This is a genomic window from Corynebacterium sp. c8Ua_99 (assembly GCF_039907185.1).
GTDB classification, from domain to species: Bacteria; Actinomycetota; Actinomycetes; order Mycobacteriales; family Mycobacteriaceae; genus Corynebacterium; species Corynebacterium jeikeium_D.
On the sequence record NZ_JASBOG010000015.1, the window covers coordinates 18,652 to 39,513 of the forward strand.

A 20,862-nucleotide genomic window follows, 5' to 3' on the forward strand; every position below is an offset into this window, starting at 1 on the left:
CTTACCTGATGAACTGCCTGTCCAAACTGAAACGGCCAGCCCCGAAAACGAAAATCATCACCAGACCACCGATGAGCGACATCACAAGCTCCGCACCGTTGTCGCGGATAAACAGGCCATTGCCCAAGTGCATCGACCACCAGGCACCAATCATCTCAATGATGAAGACCATCGCCACCGTCGGCGCCAAGAGTCCCAGAATCAGCAACGCGCCACCGACCAGTTCGACTAGAGCGACAACCCAGACCGTCAAGTGCGCCTGCGGGATATTCGCGGCGACAAAGTAACCGGTCGTCTTGTCGATACCGGTGATAAAAATCTTGTCCCAGCCATGGCAGATGAAGATAATTCCGAGTATCAGGCGGAGAATCACGAGCGCGATATCGCGCATTACCGGTCGATCCATGAGGGACATGCTACCCGACGGCACGGTCAAAACACGGTAGCACTGCGGCTGCGAGAGGCCAGCGACTTAAACATGCAAAAAGGCTTCTCCCAACCCCTCGGGAGAAGCCTTCCGCCAAACACACCCGGTGTGTCATGTCTTAGGTAGTGACATCGTAACAGGCCGAGTTTCTAACAAAAAATCGCGCTGACGTGCTCAGACAACTTTAAGGTTGTTCTACGGCTCAGTTCACAGGACTAGCTCACACGAGCCTGTGGCATTTCGTCATAATCGTCGTCATCAAAGCGGTGGTCAGTGTAGGCCAGATCTGCGAAATCCGGGTCCTCATCATCAAGCTCGACCACTACCGCGCCCGGACGGCGCAGACGCTGTGGAATTCCCAGCTCATCATCCTCGCGGTTACGCACGCCGAGGCGGGCCATCTTCATCCGGCGAATTCGGCGAGCTCGCAGTTCCTGCTCTGCACGCACGGTGCGGCGCAGGTTGACCAGATACAGGGTCATCAAGCCGACACCGACCAGTGGAATCCACCAGGTCCAACCACCGGCGAAAGCAGCGATGATGACCGTGACCGCGATGAACGCTGCCAGCCCAGCAACCGAACGGCGGCGGCGGGCAAAGCGAGTCTCAGCGTACTGAGCATCCGAAATCGGATCGAACCCACCACGACCACGGCGCTTCTCAGCGAACGCGTAATCATCTTCGGTCAAGATGTCATCGACAGCAACTGCGTCATCGTTGGACTCGACACTGTGGTCGCTGTCGTCCTCGACGGTCTCGTCGGGTTCCGCCTGCTCGTCTACGGTGTCTGCTGCCTCTTCAGTCTCAGAGAGAGCCTCAGCGTCCGCGTGCTCAGCGTCAGCCGCGGCACCGGAATCAGCGTCAGATTCAACGGCATCTTCGAACATCAAGTCATCGGCGTCGACAAACTGACGGCGAACGTCAACGCTCACATCGGAAGAGGACTCATCTGCACGAACCACGTCACCTTCGGCGGAGGCAACGGCGGAGTCAGATTCAGCATCCTCGTCATTAACGACAGCCTGCAGCGACTGGTCTGCAGACTCATCATCGGACACGTCCATGTCAGAGCGGTCAGAAGACTCAGCAGTGGCTTCCTCGGTAGCGGAATCATCCGCCTGCGGGGTCTCCTCCTCTGCATCTGCCGCTTCCAGCTCGTAGACGATATCGCCGTCAACGACGGCCGGGTCGGCCGCCTCGTCCACGGTGTCGTCGATAAGCACGTCGCTGACATCGAAGTCATCGTCGACCTGCGCGTCAACGGTTTCGAGAGAATCGTCGACTTCTTCGGCCACGCGCACGTCCGACTCCTTAAAAGACGGACGGCGGCGCGTCGTGGCCAACTCCTCGCCACCACGATGCAGCACGCGGGTCTTACCTAGCGCATCGGAGGTACGACGAATCGGCTTGCGCGTATTGACCACCAGCGGGGCAAGCACAAACAGCCACAGTACAACGATGAGTATCAGCAACAGTGAAGTTGACATATTTTGTGTCTCCTTGCGATTTCGCCCGGGGTTTCGCCGTCTCTCCCCGGCCCAAATACGCCACCCACATGCCCTTCCACAGAGGCATTTGCGAAGGCAGTCAGCGTATCTAGAGCGAATTCGCCCAATAGTAGAGTTGTCATCACCCTATCGGCGTGTGTTACTCAGACTACTCAGGCGCGCCGTTGCGGTGGGTATTTCTCCGCCTCTTCATATTGCGCACGACCACTCGCCACGATGAGGTCCACTGCACTGTCCTCCCCCACCCGCGCATAGGTCAGATGATCGCGCCACGCGCCATCCATATGGAAGGCTTCCCGCGCCACGCCTTCGTACTCGAACCCACAGTTTTCCAGCACGCGTATCGACGGGACATTGCTGTCCAACACAGTCGCTTCAATTCGGTGGACGCCAACTCTCTTGGCATAATCCGACGCCAACGCCACTGCAGCAGTGGCGACCCCTCCACATGTAAAGCCGCTGCCGACCCAGTAACCAATCCAGGCGTGAGCGACGGGGAAAGGCGTAATACCGCCGAGTGTGAGCATGCCGGCGAACTGGCCGTCTACCTCAATGGTGGAGACAATCATGTCTCCCGCAGCCTCTGAACGACGCCAACTGCGCAGATTACGGCGGAAAACAGAAGCCCTGTGGGCGTTAGCCCAGTCGTCCTCGAGGGTTGGCTCCACGAGGCGCAAAATGGGCTCGTCGCGCAGCCGCAGTGCCCGCCATGCAGAGGCATCAGAGCGCTCTGGCACACGCAGGCGGACTCGGCCGCCACTGGTTACTAGACGAGAAGTACGCACAGCAACAATACTCGCGGTAGTGGAGTGAGGTTAGGCCTGGCGCGCCATGAACAGCACGTCAACTACATCTCCCGGACGCACGTGCAGCACGTCTTCCGGAATCACGATGAGGCTGTTGGCTTCCGACATACCGGCCAAAAGGTGGGCTTGCGCACCGCCGGAACCTCCCAGCGGCTGCACCATGTATTCGCCGGTCTCGCGGTCACGCATGAGCTGGCCACGGATGTAGCCACGGCGCTTCTCCGCCGACTCAATCGGGCCGACAGCACGAGCGGTGACAGCGCGGCGGCGGGGATTGCGCTTCCCCAACGCCAGCCGAATGAGGGGACGAACCATGACCTCAAAAACGACCAATGCGCCGACCGGATTCGACGGCAGGAGGAACGTTGGAATCTTGTCATCTCCCAGCAGACCAAAGCCCTGGACTGAACCAGGATGCATAGCGATGCGGGAAACATCAACCTCGCCCAATTCAGCCAGCACACGGCGAATCTGCTCACCCGCAGCACCGCCGACAGCCCCCGTGATGACCAAGAGCTCACTGCGAATGAGCTGGCCTTCGATGATTTCCCGGATGCGGCGGGGCTCACCGGTGGCAATACCCACTCGGTGTACCTCAGCCCCAGCATCGCGGCCGGCTGCAGCCAGCGCGTAGGAGTTGACGTCGTAGACCTGACCGAGCCCCGGTGTGCGGTCAACATCGACCAACTCATTACCAATGGAAATCACGGACATACGTGGCTTGGGGTGCACCAAAACCTTCGAACGCCCCACCGCTGCCAGCAATCCAACCTGTGACGGCGAAATCACCGAGTCCAAGGACACCGCCACGTCACCCGGCTGCACGTCGTCACCGACCTTGCGCACAAAATCACCGGAGTAGACCGGATGGAGAACATTAACTCGACGGCCACCGCGGTCGGTCCAGTTTAGGGGCACGACGGCGTCGGCAAGCGATGGCAGCGGCGCACCAGTTTGTACGCGCACGGCCTGCTTCGGCTGTAGCCGCATCGGATGGTGAGAGCCGGCTGTCACCTCACCGACAACAGGTAGCTCAACCTCGCGAAAATCAACATCACTCTGACGCGCATCCGGAGGTAAAGAACCAGATTCGCCGACGATATCGACAGCGCGCACCGCATAACCATCGATTGCTGACTGCACGAATCCCGGTAACGGCTGCTCAGCGATGACATCCTCAGCGCACAGCATGCCGAGGGATTCCGAAATAGCAACGCGCACAGGATCAGGCATCACAGCGTGTGCGGTGATTGCCGCCAACTGTTCTTCCACAGAACGCATGTTTTACCTTCCTCGGCACCAACCCGCGGTGCGCTTTATGGCTATTCAGCTTCTCAGTACAAGCCTCTATAAAAAGGCTTTAAGCCTGTTCATCCTGCGCCAGACGCTGCTGCATGTAGTCGCGCAGCCCCTCGCCGTAGTCCGGATGCCTGAGTCCAAAGTCTACGCAAGCACGAATGAAGCCACCAGGATTTCCCAGGTCATGGCGGAACCCCTTGTGAACGACCACATGAACCGGATGCCCCTCTTGAATCAGCAGCTCAATTGCATCGGTGAGCTGGTATTCGCCGCCCTTACCGCGCGGGATGCGACGCAGCGCATCGAAGATGGCGCGATCGAGCAAGTAACGTCCGACTGCAACGAAGTTGGATGGAGCATCCGCAGGGTCCGGCTTTTCCACCATGCCCTTGACTCGCTTCACATCGTCCCAGGCATCAGCGTCGGCCGCGTCAGCACCGAGCTCACCAGACTCCGCCGGGGTGGCGTCCTCAATATCGAAGACACCGTAGTTGTAGACCTCTTCATGAGGAATTTCCAGCGCACACAGCACCGAACCACCAAAGCGCTCGCGCACTTCCGTCATCCGATCCATCACGCCCACTGGGAGCACGAGATCGTCGGGAAGCATGACAGCAACGCTGTCCTCATCGTCTTCGAGCAGCGGCTCTGCGACCAGCACCGCATGCCCCAGGCCCAGCGGTCGATCCTGGACAACGGATTCGACGCGGATAACCTCGGTGGCGCGGCGTACCTTCGCTGCAATTTTGTCCTTGCCGCGCTCGGCGAGAGTCTGCTCAAGGTCCGGGCGCGGGTCGAAGTGCCCAAGCACGCCATCCTTACTCGGCGCTGTGACAATAGCCAGGCGTTGCGCACCAGTGGCGGCGGCCTCTTCAGCAATCATCTCGATGCCCGGCGTATCAACTACGGGCAGCAATTCTTTCGGCACTGTCTTGGTGGCAGGCAAGAATCGCGTACCCATGCCCGCGGCAGGAACGATGACAGTTCGAACCGGAGTAGTCATGTCCGAACCAGACTCTTTAGACGATGAGACCATAATGGCAACGATACCTATATAACTTCCATTTGCTCGGAGGCTGACCCCGCTTTTTCAACGCATTAATCAGAAATTTTCTCCTGCGCTGACGACAGAGGTCGCTTCCCTACCTGACAGAGTAGGTTTGCAGGTATGGCTCCGCTTCCCGAAACCACGTCTGATTTCAAAGCCCGCACACGGCACGAGGTACTCGCCGCACGCGCCGCCAAGGGGCAGCGTGAGCGCATGCTTGACGACGAAGCACTGGTACAGCGGTTGCAAGAATGGTTATCCAATACCGTCGGCGACCTCGCAAAACCCATCATTGCTGCCTATGTCCCCGCTGGCGACGAACCCGGCGCAAGCGTTTCTAGTTCGACTGGTGGTGAGCCCGGCCAGGGCTTTGTGGAAGCTCTGGCCAACGCGGTTCCCGGAGCACGAATTCTGCTTCCCGTCTGCCCGCCCGGTCCACCACAACCGCTGCACTGGGGTTACTACAACGGCAGCTTCCACAAGGGCCGATTTGGACTCTTAGAACCTGTTTCGGTGGAAGACTCTGCTGGCCCAGCTGAGCTGGGTGTTGCCGACGCCATTATTCTGCCGGCAGTTGCGGCCGACCTCGCAACCGGGATGCGGTTAGGGCGTGGCGCTGGTTACTACGATCGCAGCTTGGTTTTCGCTCGACGCGACGACGATACGGATGGAGCGAGAACTGCGGTCATCGCTGTTGCGGTTTTCAACACCGAATTGCGCACGGAGCTTGCCTACGATGAGCACGACATTCCTGCCGATTATGTGATCACGCCAGCGGGGATTTCACAGATTTAATGGAACCGATTCCGGGATTTTCGCGCCTAACTTAATATGAGCCCAAAATATTCGTCCCGGTTTCCGCGTCCATTCCGAAAGCTCCGCCCCACAACTATTCGGCGGATGGTTGCCCTCACTGTTTTCCTATGCGCAGTCGGCCTGGCGGCGGTGGAGTCATTGACACCCCGCAGCGGCCATATTCGGGTAGTGGTTAGCGCCAAATCCATTGCCGCTGGCGCATCGGTGGCAGAACAAGATGTGGCTTTCAAGGACATTCCCCGGGAGCTCGTTCCCGGTGGAGCCGTAACGGACATCGCCTCTGTGCGGGGACGCACCCTGGCCACCGGCATGTCACCGAGAGAGATAATTACAGAGCAGCGAATGGTCGGCCCGTCACTTGCCAAGTCGCTGACGGGGACGTCGGAAAGCAAAATTATTGCCATCACGTTGACTGATGCGGGCATTGTGTCCGCTCTTCGCACTGGTGACAGCGTGGATATTGTGTCGACAGCGGATGAGCGCGGGGTGGCGGCGCCGCTTGCACACGGGGCAAGGGTGGTCAACATCGTCGACGATGAGGTGGTCTTGGTCGCTCTGCCCACCGGCGCCGCGGAGGTGGTGGCTGCGACATCGCTAGCATCTCCGCTCACACTGTTACTCGCGGGTTAGTGACCAAAATCTCACTGGTTCAAAGATTTTATGGTCCTGAACAGTGTTTTTCGCAGAAAGTTGACTTGTCCCACAACTTAGTGCGGGGATACAATGGCCAGGCAATTCAAAACTACGATTAGAGCGAAGAAGAGTGGCACTGCCTGATATCGCACTGCCCCGTTTCTCAAAATCGTATGGGCCTGCCATGAGCAACACGATGACTCACAGGTCTCGTTTGGTTTGTTCCGTTTCTACAGAAGGAAATTTCCTATGCTTAAGGGCTTTAAAGAGTTCATCATGCGCGGCAACGTCATCGACCTGGCGGTCGGTGTTGTCATCGGTGCTGCGTTCACCGCAATCGTCACTGCTTTCACCGACAGCCTGCTCGAGCCGCTGCTGAACACCATCGGTGGCGCTGAGGTCACTGGCCTTGGCTTCGAAATCATCAGCGGCAACCCGTCGACCTACCTTGACTTCGCAGCTGTCATCACCGCAGTCATCAACTTCCTGCTGGTCGCAGCGGTTGTCTACTTCGTCATCGTTGCTCCGATGAACAAGTTCAACGCGATGCGTGAGGCTCGTCTGGAGACCTCCGCTGAACCGGAGGTCACCGAGGCTGACCTGCTGACTGAGATTCGTGACCTGCTGGCAGAGCAGAACGGCAAGCCGAAGACGGAGCTGAACTAGCCTCTAGCTGCTAGTTGCGAGCTTCCGATAAGAAGCTAACTAACGCTTTTTACACAGCGCTCATCCCCAATGGGGTGGGCGCTGTTTTGTCCAGTAGTCCGCATCAAAATCACGAGCATCCTCCGGGGATTCATCGTGATAGTGCACTGTGCGCGCAGTTTTCGCACTGCGTGACTGGGCAAAGTTTTTCGCCGGTGCACCTGCGCGACGACGTTGCCTACGGCTGCCACTGCGCGGCGCGGCTTGCTCTTGCTCTTGCTCGGGCTGATTGGGATGTTTGGCGTCGCCCATTCCTAGACGCTCCAGCGGCAGAGGTCATCAAGCACATGTGAGACCAGCGGGAGAATTGTCGCCATGCCATCGCGCACTGCAGCGCGAGACTCCGCGAGATTGACAATCACTGTCTGACCGGACACACCGGCCAAACCGCGGGACAGCCCCGCATCCAAGGCGCCAGCTCCCATACCGGAGTTACGAATAGCCTGCTCGATGCCCTGCAGCCGCACATCGAGAACCTTGCGAGTGGCATCCGGAGTCTTCGCACGAGGACCAACTCCAACACCACCCACCGTGACGACCAAATCTGCGCCACCGACAACAGCGGTATCTAGAGCCTTCCGGATCTCACGCTTCACTGCACCCGTGCTGACCACGGCATCGACCGAGTAGCCGTCTTCTTCCAACAGCTCAACCATGAGCGAAGCCGCACCATCCGGGTTCTCGAAATGGTCGCCCACGAGGACAACGAACGCATTTCGGACCTGGCCGTCGTCGTTGATAAGACGCTCCATCTCAGCGAGGTTGACGTCACTTGGCTCAGTACTCACGGTTTCACTCATCTGCTCTGTCTCGCTTTCTCCCACAGCTTTTCACTCGAAGTTTCACTCGAAAACTCTTCTACAGATGGTGAGGTACTCACTCCACCACGCTGCCTATCAATCCTGGGCTTCTGCCAAGGTGACATCGACCGTTCGCTCGTTGCCGCCTCGCTCATCTGTAACTGTAAGTGTGACAGAATCCCCGATTCGATGCGACCGAATAGCCGCAATTAGTGCAACGCCGTTGTCAAGTGTGCGGTCATCAACCTTGGTAATCAGGTCACCATCTTTCAGCCCCGCTTTATCAGCTGGGCCACCTGGCGTTACCTCTCGCACCAGTGCACCACGTGCAATCGGACGCGAATCGATCTGGGCGCCAATGACAGGCATCCGCGCCTTGCCGGAATCGATCAGGTCTTCCGCTATACGACGAGCCTGATTAACCGGAATTGCGAAACCAAGGCCAATGCTGCCCGCCTGTTCCGATGCCTCACTGTTAGAGGCAATCACGCTGGGCACACCGATGAGGTTGCCTTCCATGTCCACTAGCGCTCCGCCGGAGTTACCCGGATTAATCGCCGCATCGGTCTGGATTGCATCAATGACCGAGGACTGACCGTCTTCACCAGCGGCGGTCACCGGACGGTTCTTAGCGGAGACAATGCCCTGCGTAACAGTGGAGGTCAGTCCCAGTGGCGAACCAACGGCCACCACTTCCTGGCCAACCTGAACCTGCGAGGAGTTGCCCAGCGAGATTGGTCGCAGCCCGTTAACACCTTCAATTCGAATAACGGCAATATCCGTAGCCGCATCCCCTGCAACCAGAGTTGCTGGGTGCGTGGTGCCGTCGGAAAGCAGGACTTCCATATGTGCGTCCGGACCCGCGCCTGCAACGACGTGATTATTCGTCAGCACCAGACCGTCGGACGACAGAATGGAGCCTGACCCCGACGCCGTGCCCCGCTCCGAGGCAGTGGTGATGGAGACGACACTGGGAAGGACCTTCTGCGCGACCTTCTCCACGGACCCCTCAGCTGCTGCTACCTGACGGGTTTCCGCAGGCTTATCCAGCGCGTTGTCCGCGGGGGCCGACGACTGCGAGTTGTGAACTACCCATGCGCCGACACCGCCACCGATACCGGCCGAGCACAGCATCAGGGCAGCGACTGCCAGCGCCCCCATGCCCTTAGCCCCCTGGGCACCCTTGGTCTTCTGCTGATTGGCCGCAACGTCCCACTCTGAACCGCCTCCGTAAGCGCCGTTCGGCTGAGACGGGATGGTGTTGTAGTGGGAATTCTCCCAGCCGCGCTCATTGACAGAAAACTGGTTCGTCTCACCAGCATCCCCAATGGCACGGTTCTCGCTGAAGTTGTGAGATTGCGAGGAGTAGTGTCCCCGCTCATCTCCCCGCGAGGAATCGTTGAAAGAGTTGCTCATACGTAATACCTTGCACTGTCTGTCTAACAATTGGCTGAGAGCAGTCTGCGGTCTCGCCGATAATTCCCCGAATGAAACACCGAATCCCCGCCACGCACTTCCTTAAAAGGCCGCGCGCAGCGGGGATTACATCAGCTTTGACGTGGGGTTATGCGTTTCTAGCTAGGCTCTTGAGCTGAATCGGAGTCTTCGCCTTTTCCGCTGTGCGGACTGCCCGGCAGAGTCACTCGCATCAAGGCACCGCCATCATCGGACTCATCGGCAGTAATCGTGCCCCCGTGGCGGACGATGACCGACTTCACAATGGCCAAGCCCAGGCCGGATCCAGGCATCGACCGCGACTGAATGGAACGGTAGAAACGCTCGAAGACCTTGTCTCGATCTTCCTTCGGGATACCTGGCCCCGAGTCCGCCACCGTGAACTCAGCGACAACCTCGCTGAGCGGCGTTAGACGAACCCGCACGGTGCCATTTTCTGGCGACCACTTTGCAGCATTGTCCATTAAGTTCAAAACTGCGCGACCAAGACCCGCCGAATCCCCGTAGACATACCACGGAGCTGTCTGCACATCGAAGGTAATATCCGGACGACGACGCTCAACACGCGCCAGCGACGTGGAAATGATTTCGTCGACATCGACATGCTCAATAACCTGTTGCGGGCCATCTTCGCGTGCCAGATCAACCAGGTCGCCGACCAACGTCGACAGCTCTTCCAGCTGTGCGATGACGTCAGCTTCCAGATCCGCGCGATCTTCATCCGAGATTGCCGCTCCCGAACGGGAGGCCATCATCAGCAGTTCAATATTTGTGCGTAACGACGTCAGCGGAGTCTTCAACTCATGACCAGCATCTGCAACCAGCTCCGCTTGCTTAATGCGCGACGCTTGAAGTGCAGCCAACATCTCATTGAAGCTGCGGGTAAAGCGTGCAAGCTCATCGTCGCCCTCCACAGGGATTGGGCGCAGCTCGTCGGTTTCCGTCACCCGCTCCGCAGCAATGCGCAGCCGAGTGACCGGGCGCAGACCCGTTGTTGCCACCGTAATACCTGATCCGATTGCGAAGAGGATTCCGATAGCAGAGATACTCAGCAGCACTGCACTGAGCGCTTTCAAGACCGACTGCGTCGAGCTCAGATCCTGCGAAAGGATCAGCGTCGCACCGTCTTCGGAGCGGACGGCGTATACACGACGGCCGTTGTACTCATCGGTGCGAATCGATTCCTGTCGATTCCCCCGCAACACCGCAAGTTCGGGGCCACCAATAGAGATTGAGCCACCGCCTTTGCCCGCCACACTGCCGTGGGCAAAGTACACCGCGTCCAAATCGGGGTTCAGAATCCTGTTCGAGTCCGCTTCAAAGGAGGGGCCAATGGCAAACTCCGAAGCGTACGGTGACATCAGCAGCTTTTCCGCCTGGCTACGGAGGTTACTGTCCACCTCGCGGTATAGCGCTGCCTGCACAGTAAAAAATGCAGCCAGCGTCATCAGCCCCACCGACATCGCCACAATGAGCGCTGTCAGAATAGTCAGCCGCCAACGCAGCGAAGGGATACGCGAGCTCCGCGGCAGGCCGGGAAGCGATTCCCCTGCCATCGTCTCAGTATTCGCGGACTTCTCTTGCTTACCGACGGTACCTTGCCCCGGATTGACCTCCGTGGCAGAACGCTGATTTGATTGCACGCCACCGCCGGTCGAACGACGACGGCGCAACATCACGGTGCGGTCTCCCGCATCACATAACCGACACCACGAACGGTGTGAATCAGACGCGGCTCTCCCTCTGCCTCAGTCTTACGACGCAGGTAACCAATGTAGACCTCCAGCGCATTGCCGGACGTCGGGAAGTCATAGCCCCAGACATCCTCCAAGATGGCGGTACGGGAGAGTACACGCCGCGGGTTGCTCATCAGCAATTCCAGCAGCGCAAATTCTGTACGAGTGAGGCTAATGCGGCGTTCACCGCGGAAGACCTCACGAGTTTCCGGGTCCAAGGAGAGATCCTCAAACTGCAGAGTTGCGGCATCCTCCATCGCAGGCACTTCCAAAGCAGAACGACGAAGTAGCGAACGGACACGAGCGAGCAGCTCTTCCAATGCGAACGGCTTGGGCAGGTAGTCATCTGCGCCGGCATCAAGACCAGCTACGCGCTCGGAGACCGAATCACGTGCAGTCAACATCATGACCGGCAGATCATCGCCTTCGCTGCGCAGCCGACGGCAAACATCCAGGCCGTCCAGCTTCGGCATCATGACATCCAAAATGGCCAAATCCGGACGATCCTTGGCAATCTTTTCCAAGGCCTCTGCGCCATCCTCGGCGAGCTCGACCGTGTAGCCATTAAAAGTCAACGATCGCCGCAACGCTTCGCGTACCGCTTGATCGTCATCAACTACCAAAATCTTCATACTGCCCATTGTGCCTTGAAAATATAAGGTGAGTGTAAATGTGACACAGATTCTTCGTGAGAGTGCTCCCATAAAACCTGGCCATAGAACTGAAAAACCTCACCCCATCGCCGAGTACAAGCGATGGGGTGAGGTTTAAAAAGCTCTTTATCAACTGTTCCTTACACACTGAACGCGCTCTGGGCGCTCGAAGCGCTCTTCGGTTCAGCGAGGAACGTTGTCAGCATCCTAAAAGATGCGCGTTAGAACTTCTCGACGTCAACCAGGCCGAGCTGAACAGCCTTGGCGATGCGACGAGGAACGTTGTAGACGCGACCGTTTACCTTGACTTCCTGGAGAGCGACGTTGTTGCTCTTCCACTGGGAACGGCGAGCGCGGGTGTTAGCACGCGACATGCGACGCTTTGGTACTGCCATTTTCTTATTCCCCTCCTATTCTTAGTTCTTCTTCGCGCGGCGAATGCGGTTACCGTAACGGCGCTGGAACTTCTCGACGCGACCAGCGGTGTCCATGACACGCTGAGCACCGGTCCAGAACGGGTGCGACTCGCTGGTGACGTCAACGACAATCAGCGGGTACTCGTTACCGTCTTCCCACTCGACAGTGCGGTCGGAGGTGGCGGTGGAACGGGTAAGGAAAGAGTGACCCGTGCCTGCGTCCTTGAAAACCACCGGGTGGTAATCAGGATGGATGTCCTTCTTCATTAATTCTCGTTTCCCTCAGGATTGAACTTCAGGTCGCTTTCCCCCAGCTAAGAGTGAGAGAATCGTGCCTGAGTTGGGTACGAACACGACTTACAATGACACGCACCGGGTCAATATTTCTATAAACCGGCATGTGACACTCGATGGAATATTACAGGCTCGAGCCCGAAAATTAAAAAAGGGCCCTGCACTAACGCCCGTCGACAAGCACGAACTCTATGACGACACTCGAGAGTCGCACCGAGAAAACCACAGTGGAACAGCGATTAGGTTATCCCGCAACTCGTGTGTAAACTGTTCTCTCGCTGTTGTCTAGTTATTCGTTTACGCGCTCAGCGTCGAGTGTCAGTGGGCAGCGCCCCGGAAAAGGCCAGGTGGATTCCTCGGTTATTCAATAGTCCGGCGTGGCGCACCAGTGATGTCGGCATTGGGCGGCAAGGAAGCAAAGGAATCCCTATGTCGGCGATTTGCCAGGTTACGGGACGCAAGCCGTCTTTCGGCAAGACCGTGTCCCACTCCCACCGGCGCACGTCGCGCCGTTGGAACCCCAACGTGCAGCGTAAGAAGTTCTACCTCGCCTCTGAGGGGCGTCACATCACTCTGAATGTGTCCCCGAAGGGTCTGAAGACCATCGACAAGTACGGTATCGAGGCTGTTGTTGCTCAGATTCGTGCACGTGGGGAGAAGATCTAAAAAATGGCACGTAATGACATTCGTCCAATCATCAAGCTGAAGTCCACTGCGGGCACCGGTTACACCTACGTGACCCGTAAGAACAAGCGCAATACCCCGGACCGTATCACCATTAAGAAGTACGATCCGGTTGTCCGCAAGCACGTCGAATTCCGCGAGGAGCGCTAATTCATGGCTAAGAAGTCCAAGATTGCCAAGAACGAGCAGCGCAAGGAAATCGTCGCTCGTTATGCAGAACGTCGCGCTGAACTGAAGCGCATCATCAAGTCCCCGCACTCCACTGACGAAGAGCGCATGGACGCACAGTACGAGCTGAACCGTCAGCCGCGTGACGCGTCCCCGATTCGCGTCCGCAACCGTGACGCTGCAGATGGTCGCCCGCGCGGCTACCTCCGCAAGTTCGGTCTGTCCCGTGTCCGCGTTCGTGAGATGGCCCACCGTGGCGAACTCCCGGGCGTCCGTAAGTCCAGCTGGTAAGTCGAGGAGCACCAATGAAGCGCAATCACTCTAACAAGAAGGCGCGGATGGAGCAGTCCCGCCGCCCGAAGAAGAACCCGCTCAAGGCCGCAGGCGTTGAGAAGGTTGATTACAAGGACATTAACCTGCTCCGCCAGTTCATCTCTGACCGTGGCAAGATTCGTTCCCGCCGCGTCACCGGTCTGACTCCGCAGCAGCAGCGCCAGGTCGCTACCGCTGTGAAGAACGCCCGCGAGATGGCACTCCTGCCGTTCACCAGCCGCTAAAGATGGCTGGTCGGCGGGAGCCGATCATTCGAATACCCGCCGAAAGGCCTTATTTACGCGCTGGCCGCATGACGATACATGCGATAACAGCGTAAAACGGACTCAGTCCTTCCCCACCAAGGGGATTGGATTGGGTCCGTTTTTTATTGTCTAAAATATGCACTTATGCCCGCTCTCACCGAAATATTCACCGGCTTTGGTTCCGTCGCAGTACTGATCATTGTTGGCTGGTTGTTTGGGCGCAGTGAGATCGTCGATAAGCGGGCATCTTTTACCCTGAATATGGTCGTGTTCTGGATTGCGATGCCGTGCATGCTCGCGCACACGCTCGCGACGGCGGATTCGGCGAGCATCTTCGGTTCGGCGTTTGGCGTCGCGGCACTGTCGGCGCTTGGCACGGCGGCGTTTTACCGGATCTTTGTGGCACCCATGTTCAAACAGCGCGGCGCCGATGCTGTGGTCGGCGCGATGTCGTCGAGTTACAACAACGTCGCTAATCTCGGCGTGCCCATCGCTGTCGCAGTGCTTCACGACGCTACCGCCGTCGTCCCAGCCCTTATCTTTCAGATTGCCTTCTATGCGCCCGCTTCCATGACCGTGCTGGAAATCCTCACTAACCGCGGCCATTTCCGACCGCGCAATGTCATCATGGCACCGCTGAAGAACCCGATCTTTCTGGCGGCGATGGTGGGACTTGCGGTTAATGCGTTTGCTATCAAACTACCTCAGTTCGTAGCGCATCCAGTGGGGCTATTGGGGCAGGCCGCGGTGCCAATGGCACTTTTGGCCTTCGGTATTAGTTTGCATGGCATGCCGTTTATGGAAGCCGGCCGCTCCCCTCGTCGCGCCGTCGTGGTGGCGTCTACGCTGAAGCTTTTCCTGCACCCCGCGCTGGCTCTCCTGTTCGGCCATTTTGTCTTTGGTCTCAGCGGGCATGCGCTGCTGGCAGCTGTGATTATCGCCGGCCTGCCGACAGCCCAGAACGTCTACACCTTCGCCTCCCGTTTCGGCCGGAACCTTGAACAGGCGCGCGATTGTGGCGTGATTACGACAATCGCCTGCTTGCCGACGGTCCTTTTGTTCACCCTGCTGTTGAGTTAGGGGACTCTTCCCGACGGCCTGGAGAGAATCTCGTTACCCTTGGAGGCGTGGAGATTCTGAAGACACTTCTCGAGGCCGACCCGTCCGTGCCTCGTTTGACCTGTTATGACGAAACTACCGGCGGTCGTACTGATCTATCGGCCCAAACTCTGGACAACTGGGCCAGCAAGATCGCCAACATGCTGCACGATGAGTTCGACCTCGTCGCCGGAGACCAAGTATGGATTGACTTGCCGTTGATTTGGCAGTCCGCCTGCATCATCCTGGGCTGCGAGCGTGCTGGCGTCACCGTTAGCGATGAGGAGCCGCTGGTCGTATTCACCACTGTCAGCAACGTCAGCACGTGGGAAGAGAAGTTCCCAGATGCCTACCTCGCAGTGCTTACCGACGATCCCTTTGGCCGCGGTGTCGTGGAATGCGGTGATGATATTCCACCGGGAGTCATTGACTTTGGTCCGGAAGTTCGTTTCCACCCAGACGCATATCTAGGCGCAGGCCCGGACTCCGACCAAACCCCCGTTATTGGGGAAAAGTCGGCTGCAGAACTGCTTTCATCTGCTGGCGATTATGCGGACGAGATGCAGCTCACGCCCGGTTCCCGCGTCGTTTCCGACGGCTGGCTGGTGCCTGATTCTTCACAGGTCACCGCAGATAAATGGGCATGTAATGTGCTGTCGGCTTGGGTTCGTGGAGGTGCTGCCGTCGTCGTGCGCGGTGGCGATAGCGAGCGTGTCACTGCTATTTCTACGGCCGAAAAAGCCCGTGTGATTTAGTCGCAGCTGTCCCGTCGAGAAGCGCTCTAAGTAGTCGCGATAACCTGGAAACCGTGATTACCCGACCATATATTCTTGCGATTCTCGCCCTCATCAACGTCTTGGGCGCACTGGCTGTATGGGATCTGAGCCCATGGTGGTGGATTCTGATGGCCTTCATCCTCTTCCTGGATGTTGTGGCTATCTATGACATGCTTCAGAGGAAGCACTCCATCTTGCGGAACTTCCCGGTCATCGGCCATCTGCGCTACATGGGTGAGACCATTCGCCCTGAGATGCAGCAGTACTTCATCGAACGCAACTTCGACGGCGCTCCATTCGACCGCGATACCCGTACCGTGGTCTACGAGCGTGCGAAGGGGCTGTCCTCGAAGAAGTCATTCGGTACTGAGCGAAAGATTAATGCGCCCGGCTACGAGTACGTCCGCCACTCGATGGCGCCGAGCCAGCACGTCATCGAGGATCCGCGCGTAGATATTGGCGGTCCGGACTGCGCCCAGCCGTACTCAGCGTCTATCTTCAACATCTCAGCCATGAGTTTCGGCTCTCTGTCCCCTAACGCTGTCATGGCAATGAATAAGGGCGCGAAGCTGGGCAACTTCGTACAGGACACCGGCGAGGGCGCTATCAGCCCTTACCATTTGAAGTATGGTGCCGACCTCTATTGGCAGCTGGGTTCCGGTTACTTCGGTGCGCGTACCGAGGATGGCGACTTCGATCCGGAGCTCTTCCGCGAAAAGGCTAAGATTCCGCAGGTCAAGGCAACCTATCTGAAGGTTAGCCAGGGCGCAAAGCCTGGACTCGGCGGCATGCTGCCAGGTCACAAGGTCAATGAGGAAATCGCGGCTACTCGCCACGTACCAGTTGGCAAGGGTGTGATGAGCCCGCCGTACCACCGCGTCTACTCCACCCCGCGTGAACTTGTTCGGTTTATGGGCACCATGCGCGAGCTCAACGGTGGCAAGCCGGTCGGTTTCAAGCTGTGTGTTGGCTCCCAGCTTGAGTTCCTCGCCGTGTGCAAGGCCATGCTGGAAGAGAACATCACCCCGGACTTCATCATCGTCGACGGCGCTGAAGGCGGCACCGGTGCTGCACCGCTGGAATACTCCGACCGCGTTGGCCTGCCGCTTACCGACGGCCTGATTCTCGTCCATAACGCGCTCGTAGGTGCCGGTCTGCGCGATCGCATTAAGCTCGGTGCGTCCGGCAAGGTCATTACTGGCTTCGATATTGTGAAGCGCATGTGCATCGGTGCTGACTTTGTGAACTCGGCTCGCGGCATGATGATGGCCACCGGCTGTATCCAATCTCAGCTATGTCATACAAACACCTGCCCGGTGGGTGTGGCTACCCAGGATCCGAGCCTGTGGAAGGCCCTGGATGTCGACGACAAGGGTCAGCGTGTGGCCAACTATCACAATGCCACGGTCGCGGAAGCAGCTAGCCTGTTGGCATCGATGGGCCTGAATAGCTTCTCTGAGCTGGGGCCGTCCCACCTGCTGCGGCGCACCAATGAGCAGGTCGGTGAGACCTACGCGGAGCTCTACAACTGGCTGCAGCCAGGCGAGCTGCTGAGCGGAACTCGCTTCCACAACTGGGCCGAAGCCTGGGAGACTGCCGACCCGGACACGTTCCACTACCCCGCAGTTCATATGCGCGGGTAGTTCGGGGCTGGTTGCGCGCCCTACTCACCCATCAGCTTCTTGCGCAGACGCTCGTCCTTCGCCAGAACTTCATCGCGCATGTTGGCCTGGTAGTTCTCCATCGCCACAATGAGCTCCGGGTAACCGGCCGAGAGAATACGCACAGCCAGCAGGCCAGCGTTCTTAGCGCCGCCCACACCGACGGTTGCCACCGGAACGCCGCCCGGCATCTGAACGATTGACAGCAGGGAATCGACACCCTCCAGGTTCTCCAACGCGCGTGGCACGCCGATAACCGGCAGCGGAGTGGCCGACGCAACCATGCCCGGCAGGTGTGCTGCACCACCGGCGCCAGCGATAATGCAGCGCAGCCCCTTGTCAGCGGCGGACTTTGCGTAGTCAATCATGCGTTCCGGAGTGCGGTGTGCAGAGACCACACCTACCTCAAAGGGAATTCCGAACTCAGCCAAGACCTCCGCTGCGGGCTCCATGGTCGGCCAATCCGAGTCCGACCCCATAATCAGACCGACCAGCGGACCGGTTACGTTGGCCAACTTCGGGCTTGCCACCTGGTTTGCTTCAGCCAATGTTGTCTCCTTGAGATAGCAATCTAATTCTTATACAGCGCCAGCCACCTATGCGGTGTAGCCGTCTGCCCACACGCCATCGACGATGTAGCCAGCAGCGAGGTTGGCAACCCGCCGGGTCTCCGCGATGCCTTCCGGGCTTGCGTCGTAGCCGCACAGGTTGACGTGCCCCAGCTTACGTCCAGGGCGCCAATCCTTCCCGTACCAGTGAATCTTCGCTGATGGGAAACGACGCCATACCTCAGCAAAACGCTGTGAAATAGGTACATCCGAGGCCTCATCGCCACCGAGCGTATTGACCATTACCGTCACCGGCGCAGTCGGGCGAGTGGAACCCAGTGGCATGTCAGCAACTGCACGCAGGTGCTGCTCAAACTGGCTGGTCTCACAGCCGTCCTGCGACCAGTGACCAGTGTTGTGTGGCCGCATGGCCAACTCGTTGACAAAAATCTCCGGATTGCCGTCAGCATCGACGGTTTCGAACAGCTCAACTGCCAGCGCGCCGGTTACTCCCAGCTCGGAAGCGATGGTCACACTGAGCTTTTCGGCCGCTCTCGCAAGGTCGTCGGCAAGCCCTGGCGCCGGGCAGATTGCCTCAACACAGATGCCGTCACGCTGCACGGACTCGAGGACCGGCCAGGCCTTGACCTCGCCCGACGGCGTGCGCGCACACATGGCCGACAACTCACGAACCAGCGCGACCTTCCGCTCGGCCATCAGCGGCACGTCCTTGCCCAGCAGTTCGTCGACAAGCGCACGCAGATCCTCGCGGTCCTTCGGGAACCACACGCCGTGACCGTCGTAACCGCCGCGGCGAGCCTTCAGGCAGACGGCACCGTCAACGCGGTCGAAGAATGCTTCGGCATCCTCGGCGGACTCAATTGCAGCGTAGGCAGGTACTGGAGCGCCCAGTTCCTCCAGGCGCTGGCGCATCAGCAGCTTATCCTGCGCGTACAGCAACGCCGACGGCTGAGGCTGAACCGAGTAGCCCATCTCGGTCAGCTTGTTGAGGAATTCGGTGGGAACGTGCTCATGGTCGAAAGTCACGGCCTGCGCACCGGCGACAGCGCGCTCAACATCTTCCCAGACGTGGTAGTCGCCGATGATAACGTCCGCACACACCTGCGCTGCGGAAGCATCCGGCGAACCGGCGAGCAAACGGATGGACTGTCCCAGCTCAATGGCCTCAGTCTGCATCATACGAGCCAGCTGACCGTCACCAATCACCGCCACAACCGGCACGCCATCAGCATGCGCGGGATGCTGCGCAGCAGTTAGCGCTGCAGCGGAATTAGAAGTGGAATTAGTGGAGTTTTCAGGGGTATCCGAAGCAATCACACCCCTGATTGTAGGTTATGACCCAAAATTCTAAGTCAACCGGGAGACCAACTTAGCCACCTTGCGGGAGCTGGGAATATCTTCTACAGCCAGCGGCGGGCCGAAACTGCGGGTGTGCAGATACAGCACGCCGCCCTTGCGATTGACCGCACGTACCGAACGCAGATCAATCGAGACCACCTGCGGGCGCAGAATGCCACGGCGCAGAATAATTCGCCTATCAGTCAGTACGAACCGCTCCCCCAGCCAACTTAGTACCGGACGAACGACGCGCCAGAGAATAAGCCCCAGCCACGCGAAGAGCAGCAGCTGACGCACACCTTGCAGATCTCCCGGAGCAATCCCAGGGCCGTCGATAAAACCAATCAGCAACCAGCAGACGCCCGTGATAACCATGAGTTCCAAGAGCGGCCACACCAGCCGACCAAAAGTTGGATTGGTGTCCAGCAGAATTGCCTCGCGCGTGTCCAACTCATCATCGGGAAAGGCCATACAGCACTACCCCCCGCTCCGAATCAGCCTGCGGGGACGCATAGCCGCCGTCAGTGGCACGAACATGGAACACGTCACCGGCCGCAACAAAGTGACTTGTGCCAGCTTCATCGGTGACGATCAATTCGCCGTCGGCACGCACGCCAACCGCCTTGCCCACCAGCACGCGATCCCCCGGCAACTCCACGCGCACGTTCGAACCGATGGTCGCGCACACCGCCTCGTAGTCCCGCAGCAGCTCCGCATCGCCCTTTCGCCACTGCGCTTGACGACGTCCCAGCGCACGCAGCACACCAGCGGAGATGTCGTCGCGGTCGAGGTTTTCCGCTCCCGCCAGGTATAGCGAAATGGCGTGTGGCACCGGCAGCTCATCTTCCTGCAGGGAAACGTTGATGCCGATTCCCGGAATGAGAATTGGCGGTGTCAGCGACGCGGCCTCCACCAGAATTCCGCAGAGCTTACGACCGTCAACCAGGACATCGTTCGGCCACTTCAGGGAAACGCGTTCAGGCGCAAGACCCGCAACTTCCACAACAGCATCGACAACTGCGAGGCCCGCGACTAACGGCAACAGACCCAGTTGCTCGGGTGCGAGCCCTTCCGGGCGCAGCAGCGCGCTGAGTGCAATGGACGCACCCTTCGGGGCCGTCCAACTACGACTCAGTCGACCGCGACCTGCGGTCTGCTCCGAGGCGATAAGCGCACTGAGATCTGCCACCTGCCCCAGTGCCGCCTGTTTCCGAAGATCAGCGTTGGTCGAACCAGTGGTTTCGACAACCTCAATGGAATTCCAGCCCGGCGCGGCTGCGCGCACACGCGTGGCGTCAAGAGGCTTGCGGGAAGCAACAATCCTGGGGTTGGTCATGCACAGCAGTCTAGCGCCATGGCCGGATTCACTGAGTCGTGACCTTTCTCAAGAGCTC

The 20,862-nt window shown here is 58.7% G+C and carries 25 protein-coding genes; 10 read left to right on the forward strand and 15 right to left on the reverse strand.

Going from position 1 to position 20,862, the window contains the following annotated elements; genetic code table 11:
• Position 1 precedes the first annotated feature (1 nt).
• The 5 genes from QKE19_RS08900 to QKE19_RS08920 form a co-directional block, all read right to left on the reverse strand.
• On the reverse strand, positions 2-391 hold the full coding sequence (locus QKE19_RS08900; protein WP_080969568.1) for a DoxX family protein: 390 nt from the start codon (positions 389-391) through the stop codon (positions 2-4).
• Positions 392-642: 251 nt separating this feature from the next.
• On the reverse strand, positions 643-1,914 hold the full coding sequence (glpR, locus tag QKE19_RS08905; protein ID WP_049189706.1) for a gephyrin-like molybdotransferase receptor GlpR: 1,272 nt from the start codon (positions 1,912-1,914) through the stop codon (positions 643-645).
• A 173-nt stretch (positions 1,915-2,087) separates the two neighbouring features.
• The gene (locus QKE19_RS08910) at positions 2,088-2,720 is read right to left on the reverse strand and encodes a GNAT family protein (RefSeq protein ID WP_187400375.1); all 633 of its coding nucleotides are present in this window, start codon (positions 2,718-2,720) and stop codon (positions 2,088-2,090) included.
• Between the two features lie 30 nt (positions 2,721-2,750).
• Positions 2,751-4,022: a gephyrin-like molybdotransferase Glp gene (gene glp / locus QKE19_RS08915; RefSeq protein WP_005511382.1), complete on the reverse strand. Its 1,272-nt coding sequence runs from the start codon at positions 4,020-4,022 to the stop codon at positions 2,751-2,753.
• A gap of 79 nt (positions 4,023-4,101) precedes the next feature.
• Positions 4,102-5,076: a UTP--glucose-1-phosphate uridylyltransferase gene (locus QKE19_RS08920; protein WP_016423265.1), complete on the reverse strand. Its 975-nt coding sequence runs from the start codon at positions 5,074-5,076 to the stop codon at positions 4,102-4,104.
• 132 nt (positions 5,077-5,208) lie between these two features.
• Between QKE19_RS08920 and QKE19_RS08925 the strand changes: the two genes are divergently transcribed.
• The 3 genes from QKE19_RS08925 to mscL all read left to right on the forward strand — a co-directional run bounded on the left by QKE19_RS08925 (position 5,209) and on the right by mscL (position 7,203).
• A complete protein-coding gene (locus tag QKE19_RS08925) occupies positions 5,209-5,883 on the forward strand; it encodes a 5-formyltetrahydrofolate cyclo-ligase (RefSeq protein ID WP_347890841.1) in 675 nt (224 codons plus the stop codon).
• Between the two features lie 105 nt (positions 5,884-5,988).
• The gene (locus QKE19_RS08930; RefSeq protein WP_224433571.1) at positions 5,989-6,534 is read left to right on the forward strand and encodes an SAF domain-containing protein; all 546 of its coding nucleotides are present in this window, start codon (positions 5,989-5,991) and stop codon (positions 6,532-6,534) included.
• A 252-nt stretch (positions 6,535-6,786) separates the two neighbouring features.
• Positions 6,787-7,203 (forward strand): large-conductance mechanosensitive channel protein MscL, encoded by a 417-nt coding sequence (gene mscL / locus QKE19_RS08935; protein ID WP_016423268.1) that lies wholly within the window; start codon positions 6,787-6,789, stop codon positions 7,201-7,203.
• Positions 7,204-7,496: 293 nt separating this feature from the next.
• Here mscL and QKE19_RS08940 read toward each other — a convergent pair whose 3' ends face one another.
• From QKE19_RS08940 to QKE19_RS08965, 6 genes are all read right to left on the reverse strand, one after another.
• Positions 7,497-7,994, reverse strand: coding sequence for a molybdopterin-binding protein (locus QKE19_RS08940; RefSeq protein ID WP_224433575.1), 498 nt, complete (start codon positions 7,992-7,994; stop codon positions 7,497-7,499).
• Between the two features lie 144 nt (positions 7,995-8,138).
• On the reverse strand, positions 8,139-9,458 hold the full coding sequence (locus QKE19_RS08945; RefSeq protein ID WP_069359643.1) for a trypsin-like peptidase domain-containing protein: 1,320 nt from the start codon (positions 9,456-9,458) through the stop codon (positions 8,139-8,141).
• A gap of 158 nt (positions 9,459-9,616) precedes the next feature.
• Entirely contained in the window at positions 9,617-11,173 is a 1,557-nt protein-coding gene (locus QKE19_RS08950; RefSeq protein ID WP_258225759.1) for a HAMP domain-containing sensor histidine kinase, read from the reverse strand.
• Positions 11,173-11,865, reverse strand: coding sequence for a response regulator transcription factor (locus tag QKE19_RS08955; protein WP_005511429.1), 693 nt, complete (start codon positions 11,863-11,865; stop codon positions 11,173-11,175). Before QKE19_RS08955 ends, QKE19_RS08950 begins: the two co-directional genes overlap by 1 nt.
• A gap of 242 nt (positions 11,866-12,107) precedes the next feature.
• Positions 12,108-12,281 carry a 50S ribosomal protein L32 gene (rpmF, locus tag QKE19_RS08960; RefSeq protein WP_005511439.1) on the reverse strand — a complete coding sequence of 58 codons (174 nt, stop codon included), beginning with the start codon at positions 12,279-12,281 and terminating at the stop codon, positions 12,108-12,110.
• Positions 12,282-12,302: 21 nt separating this feature from the next.
• Positions 12,303-12,569, reverse strand: a complete 267-nt coding sequence (locus QKE19_RS08965) for a type B 50S ribosomal protein L31 (RefSeq protein ID WP_005511390.1) — start codon at positions 12,567-12,569, stop codon at positions 12,303-12,305.
• 456 nt (positions 12,570-13,025) lie between these two features.
• Here QKE19_RS08965 and rpmB point away from each other — a divergent pair, with 456 nt between their 5' ends.
• The 7 genes from rpmB to QKE19_RS09000 all read left to right on the forward strand — a co-directional run bounded on the left by rpmB (position 13,026) and on the right by QKE19_RS09000 (position 17,543).
• A complete protein-coding gene (gene rpmB, locus QKE19_RS08970; RefSeq protein ID WP_016423274.1) occupies positions 13,026-13,262 on the forward strand; it encodes a 50S ribosomal protein L28 in 237 nt (78 codons plus the stop codon).
• A 3-nt stretch (positions 13,263-13,265) separates the two neighbouring features.
• Complete coding sequence (rpmG, locus tag QKE19_RS08975) at positions 13,266-13,430, forward strand: 50S ribosomal protein L33 (RefSeq protein ID WP_005511413.1); 165 nt, start codon at positions 13,266-13,268, stop codon at positions 13,428-13,430.
• A 3-nt stretch (positions 13,431-13,433) separates the two neighbouring features.
• Entirely contained in the window at positions 13,434-13,739 is a 306-nt protein-coding gene (gene rpsN, locus QKE19_RS08980; protein WP_005511414.1) for a 30S ribosomal protein S14, read from the forward strand.
• A 14-nt stretch (positions 13,740-13,753) separates the two neighbouring features.
• The gene (rpsR, locus tag QKE19_RS08985; protein WP_005511410.1) at positions 13,754-14,005 is read left to right on the forward strand and encodes a 30S ribosomal protein S18; all 252 of its coding nucleotides are present in this window, start codon (positions 13,754-13,756) and stop codon (positions 14,003-14,005) included.
• Positions 14,006-14,170: 165 nt separating this feature from the next.
• Positions 14,171-15,106 (forward strand): AEC family transporter, encoded by a 936-nt coding sequence (locus tag QKE19_RS08990; RefSeq protein ID WP_049189712.1) that lies wholly within the window; start codon positions 14,171-14,173, stop codon positions 15,104-15,106.
• 47 nt (positions 15,107-15,153) lie between these two features.
• A complete protein-coding gene (locus QKE19_RS08995) occupies positions 15,154-15,879 on the forward strand; it encodes a TIGR03089 family protein (RefSeq protein WP_049171307.1) in 726 nt (241 codons plus the stop codon).
• Between the two features lie 53 nt (positions 15,880-15,932).
• Entirely contained in the window at positions 15,933-17,543 is a 1,611-nt protein-coding gene (locus QKE19_RS09000) for an FMN-binding glutamate synthase family protein (protein WP_049171310.1), read from the forward strand.
• 20 nt (positions 17,544-17,563) lie between these two features.
• On the opposite strand, the gene purE is transcribed toward QKE19_RS09000, so the two are convergent.
• The 4 genes from purE to QKE19_RS09020 form a co-directional block, all read right to left on the reverse strand.
• Entirely contained in the window at positions 17,564-18,040 is a 477-nt protein-coding gene (gene purE / locus QKE19_RS09005; RefSeq protein WP_042389458.1) for a 5-(carboxyamino)imidazole ribonucleotide mutase, read from the reverse strand.
• Between the two features lie 117 nt (positions 18,041-18,157).
• Entirely contained in the window at positions 18,158-19,444 is a 1,287-nt protein-coding gene (locus QKE19_RS09010) for a 5-(carboxyamino)imidazole ribonucleotide synthase (protein ID WP_141737812.1), read from the reverse strand.
• A gap of 33 nt (positions 19,445-19,477) precedes the next feature.
• Entirely contained in the window at positions 19,478-19,939 is a 462-nt protein-coding gene (locus tag QKE19_RS09015) for a PH domain-containing protein (RefSeq protein ID WP_016423280.1), read from the reverse strand.
• Complete coding sequence (locus QKE19_RS09020) at positions 19,923-20,804, reverse strand: biotin--[acetyl-CoA-carboxylase] ligase (protein WP_347890847.1); 882 nt, start codon at positions 20,802-20,804, stop codon at positions 19,923-19,925. Before QKE19_RS09020 ends, QKE19_RS09015 begins: the two co-directional genes overlap by 17 nt.
• Between the last annotated feature and the right edge of the window lie 58 nt (positions 20,805-20,862).

What these genes read in the sequence shown, in the direction of transcription:
- QKE19_RS09015 (WP_016423280.1), bottom strand. Translation starts at nt 19,939, where the DNA reads ATGGCCTTTCCCGATGATGAGTTGGACACGCGCGAGGCAATTCTGCTG.
- QKE19_RS08965 (WP_005511390.1), bottom strand. Translation starts at nt 12,569, where the DNA reads ATGAAGAAGGACATCCATCCTGATTACCACCCGGTGGTTTTCAAGGAC.
- glp (WP_005511382.1), bottom strand. Translation starts at nt 4,022, where the DNA reads ATGCGTTCTGTGGAAGAACAGTTGGCGGCAATCACCGCACACGCTGTG.
- QKE19_RS08940 (WP_224433575.1), bottom strand. Translation starts at nt 7,994, where the DNA reads ATGGAGCGTCTTATCAACGACGACGGCCAGGTCCGAAATGCGTTCGTT.
- QKE19_RS08925 (WP_347890841.1), top strand. Translation starts at nt 5,209, where the DNA reads ATGGCTCCGCTTCCCGAAACCACGTCTGATTTCAAAGCCCGCACACGG.
- QKE19_RS08920 (WP_016423265.1), bottom strand. Translation starts at nt 5,076, where the DNA reads ATGGTCTCATCGTCTAAAGAGTCTGGTTCGGACATGACTACTCCGGTT.
- QKE19_RS08990 (WP_049189712.1), top strand. Translation starts at nt 14,171, where the DNA reads ATGCCCGCTCTCACCGAAATATTCACCGGCTTTGGTTCCGTCGCAGTA.
- QKE19_RS08955 (WP_005511429.1), bottom strand. Translation starts at nt 11,865, where the DNA reads ATGAAGATTTTGGTAGTTGATGACGATCAAGCGGTACGCGAAGCGTTG.
- QKE19_RS08900 (WP_080969568.1), bottom strand. Translation starts at nt 391, where the DNA reads ATGCGCGATATCGCGCTCGTGATTCTCCGCCTGATACTCGGAATTATC.
- QKE19_RS08945 (WP_069359643.1), bottom strand. Translation starts at nt 9,458, where the DNA reads ATGAGCAACTCTTTCAACGATTCCTCGCGGGGAGATGAGCGGGGACAC.
- glpR (WP_049189706.1), bottom strand. Translation starts at nt 1,914, where the DNA reads ATGTCAACTTCACTGTTGCTGATACTCATCGTTGTACTGTGGCTGTTT.
- mscL (WP_016423268.1), top strand. Translation starts at nt 6,787, where the DNA reads ATGCTTAAGGGCTTTAAAGAGTTCATCATGCGCGGCAACGTCATCGAC.
- purE (WP_042389458.1), bottom strand. Translation starts at nt 18,040, where the DNA reads ATGGGGTCGGACTCGGATTGGCCGACCATGGAGCCCGCAGCGGAGGTC.
- QKE19_RS08930 (WP_224433571.1), top strand. Translation starts at nt 5,989, where the DNA reads ATGGTTGCCCTCACTGTTTTCCTATGCGCAGTCGGCCTGGCGGCGGTG.
- QKE19_RS08950 (WP_258225759.1), bottom strand. Translation starts at nt 11,173, where the DNA reads ATGTTGCGCCGTCGTCGTTCGACCGGCGGTGGCGTGCAATCAAATCAG.
- rpsN (WP_005511414.1), top strand. Translation starts at nt 13,434, where the DNA reads ATGGCTAAGAAGTCCAAGATTGCCAAGAACGAGCAGCGCAAGGAAATC.
- QKE19_RS09020 (WP_347890847.1), bottom strand. Translation starts at nt 20,804, where the DNA reads ATGACCAACCCCAGGATTGTTGCTTCCCGCAAGCCTCTTGACGCCACG.
- rpmF (WP_005511439.1), bottom strand. Translation starts at nt 12,281, where the DNA reads ATGGCAGTACCAAAGCGTCGCATGTCGCGTGCTAACACCCGCGCTCGC.
- rpsR (WP_005511410.1), top strand. Translation starts at nt 13,754, where the DNA reads ATGAAGCGCAATCACTCTAACAAGAAGGCGCGGATGGAGCAGTCCCGC.
- rpmG (WP_005511413.1), top strand. Translation starts at nt 13,266, where the DNA reads ATGGCACGTAATGACATTCGTCCAATCATCAAGCTGAAGTCCACTGCG.
- rpmB (WP_016423274.1), top strand. Translation starts at nt 13,026, where the DNA reads ATGTCGGCGATTTGCCAGGTTACGGGACGCAAGCCGTCTTTCGGCAAG.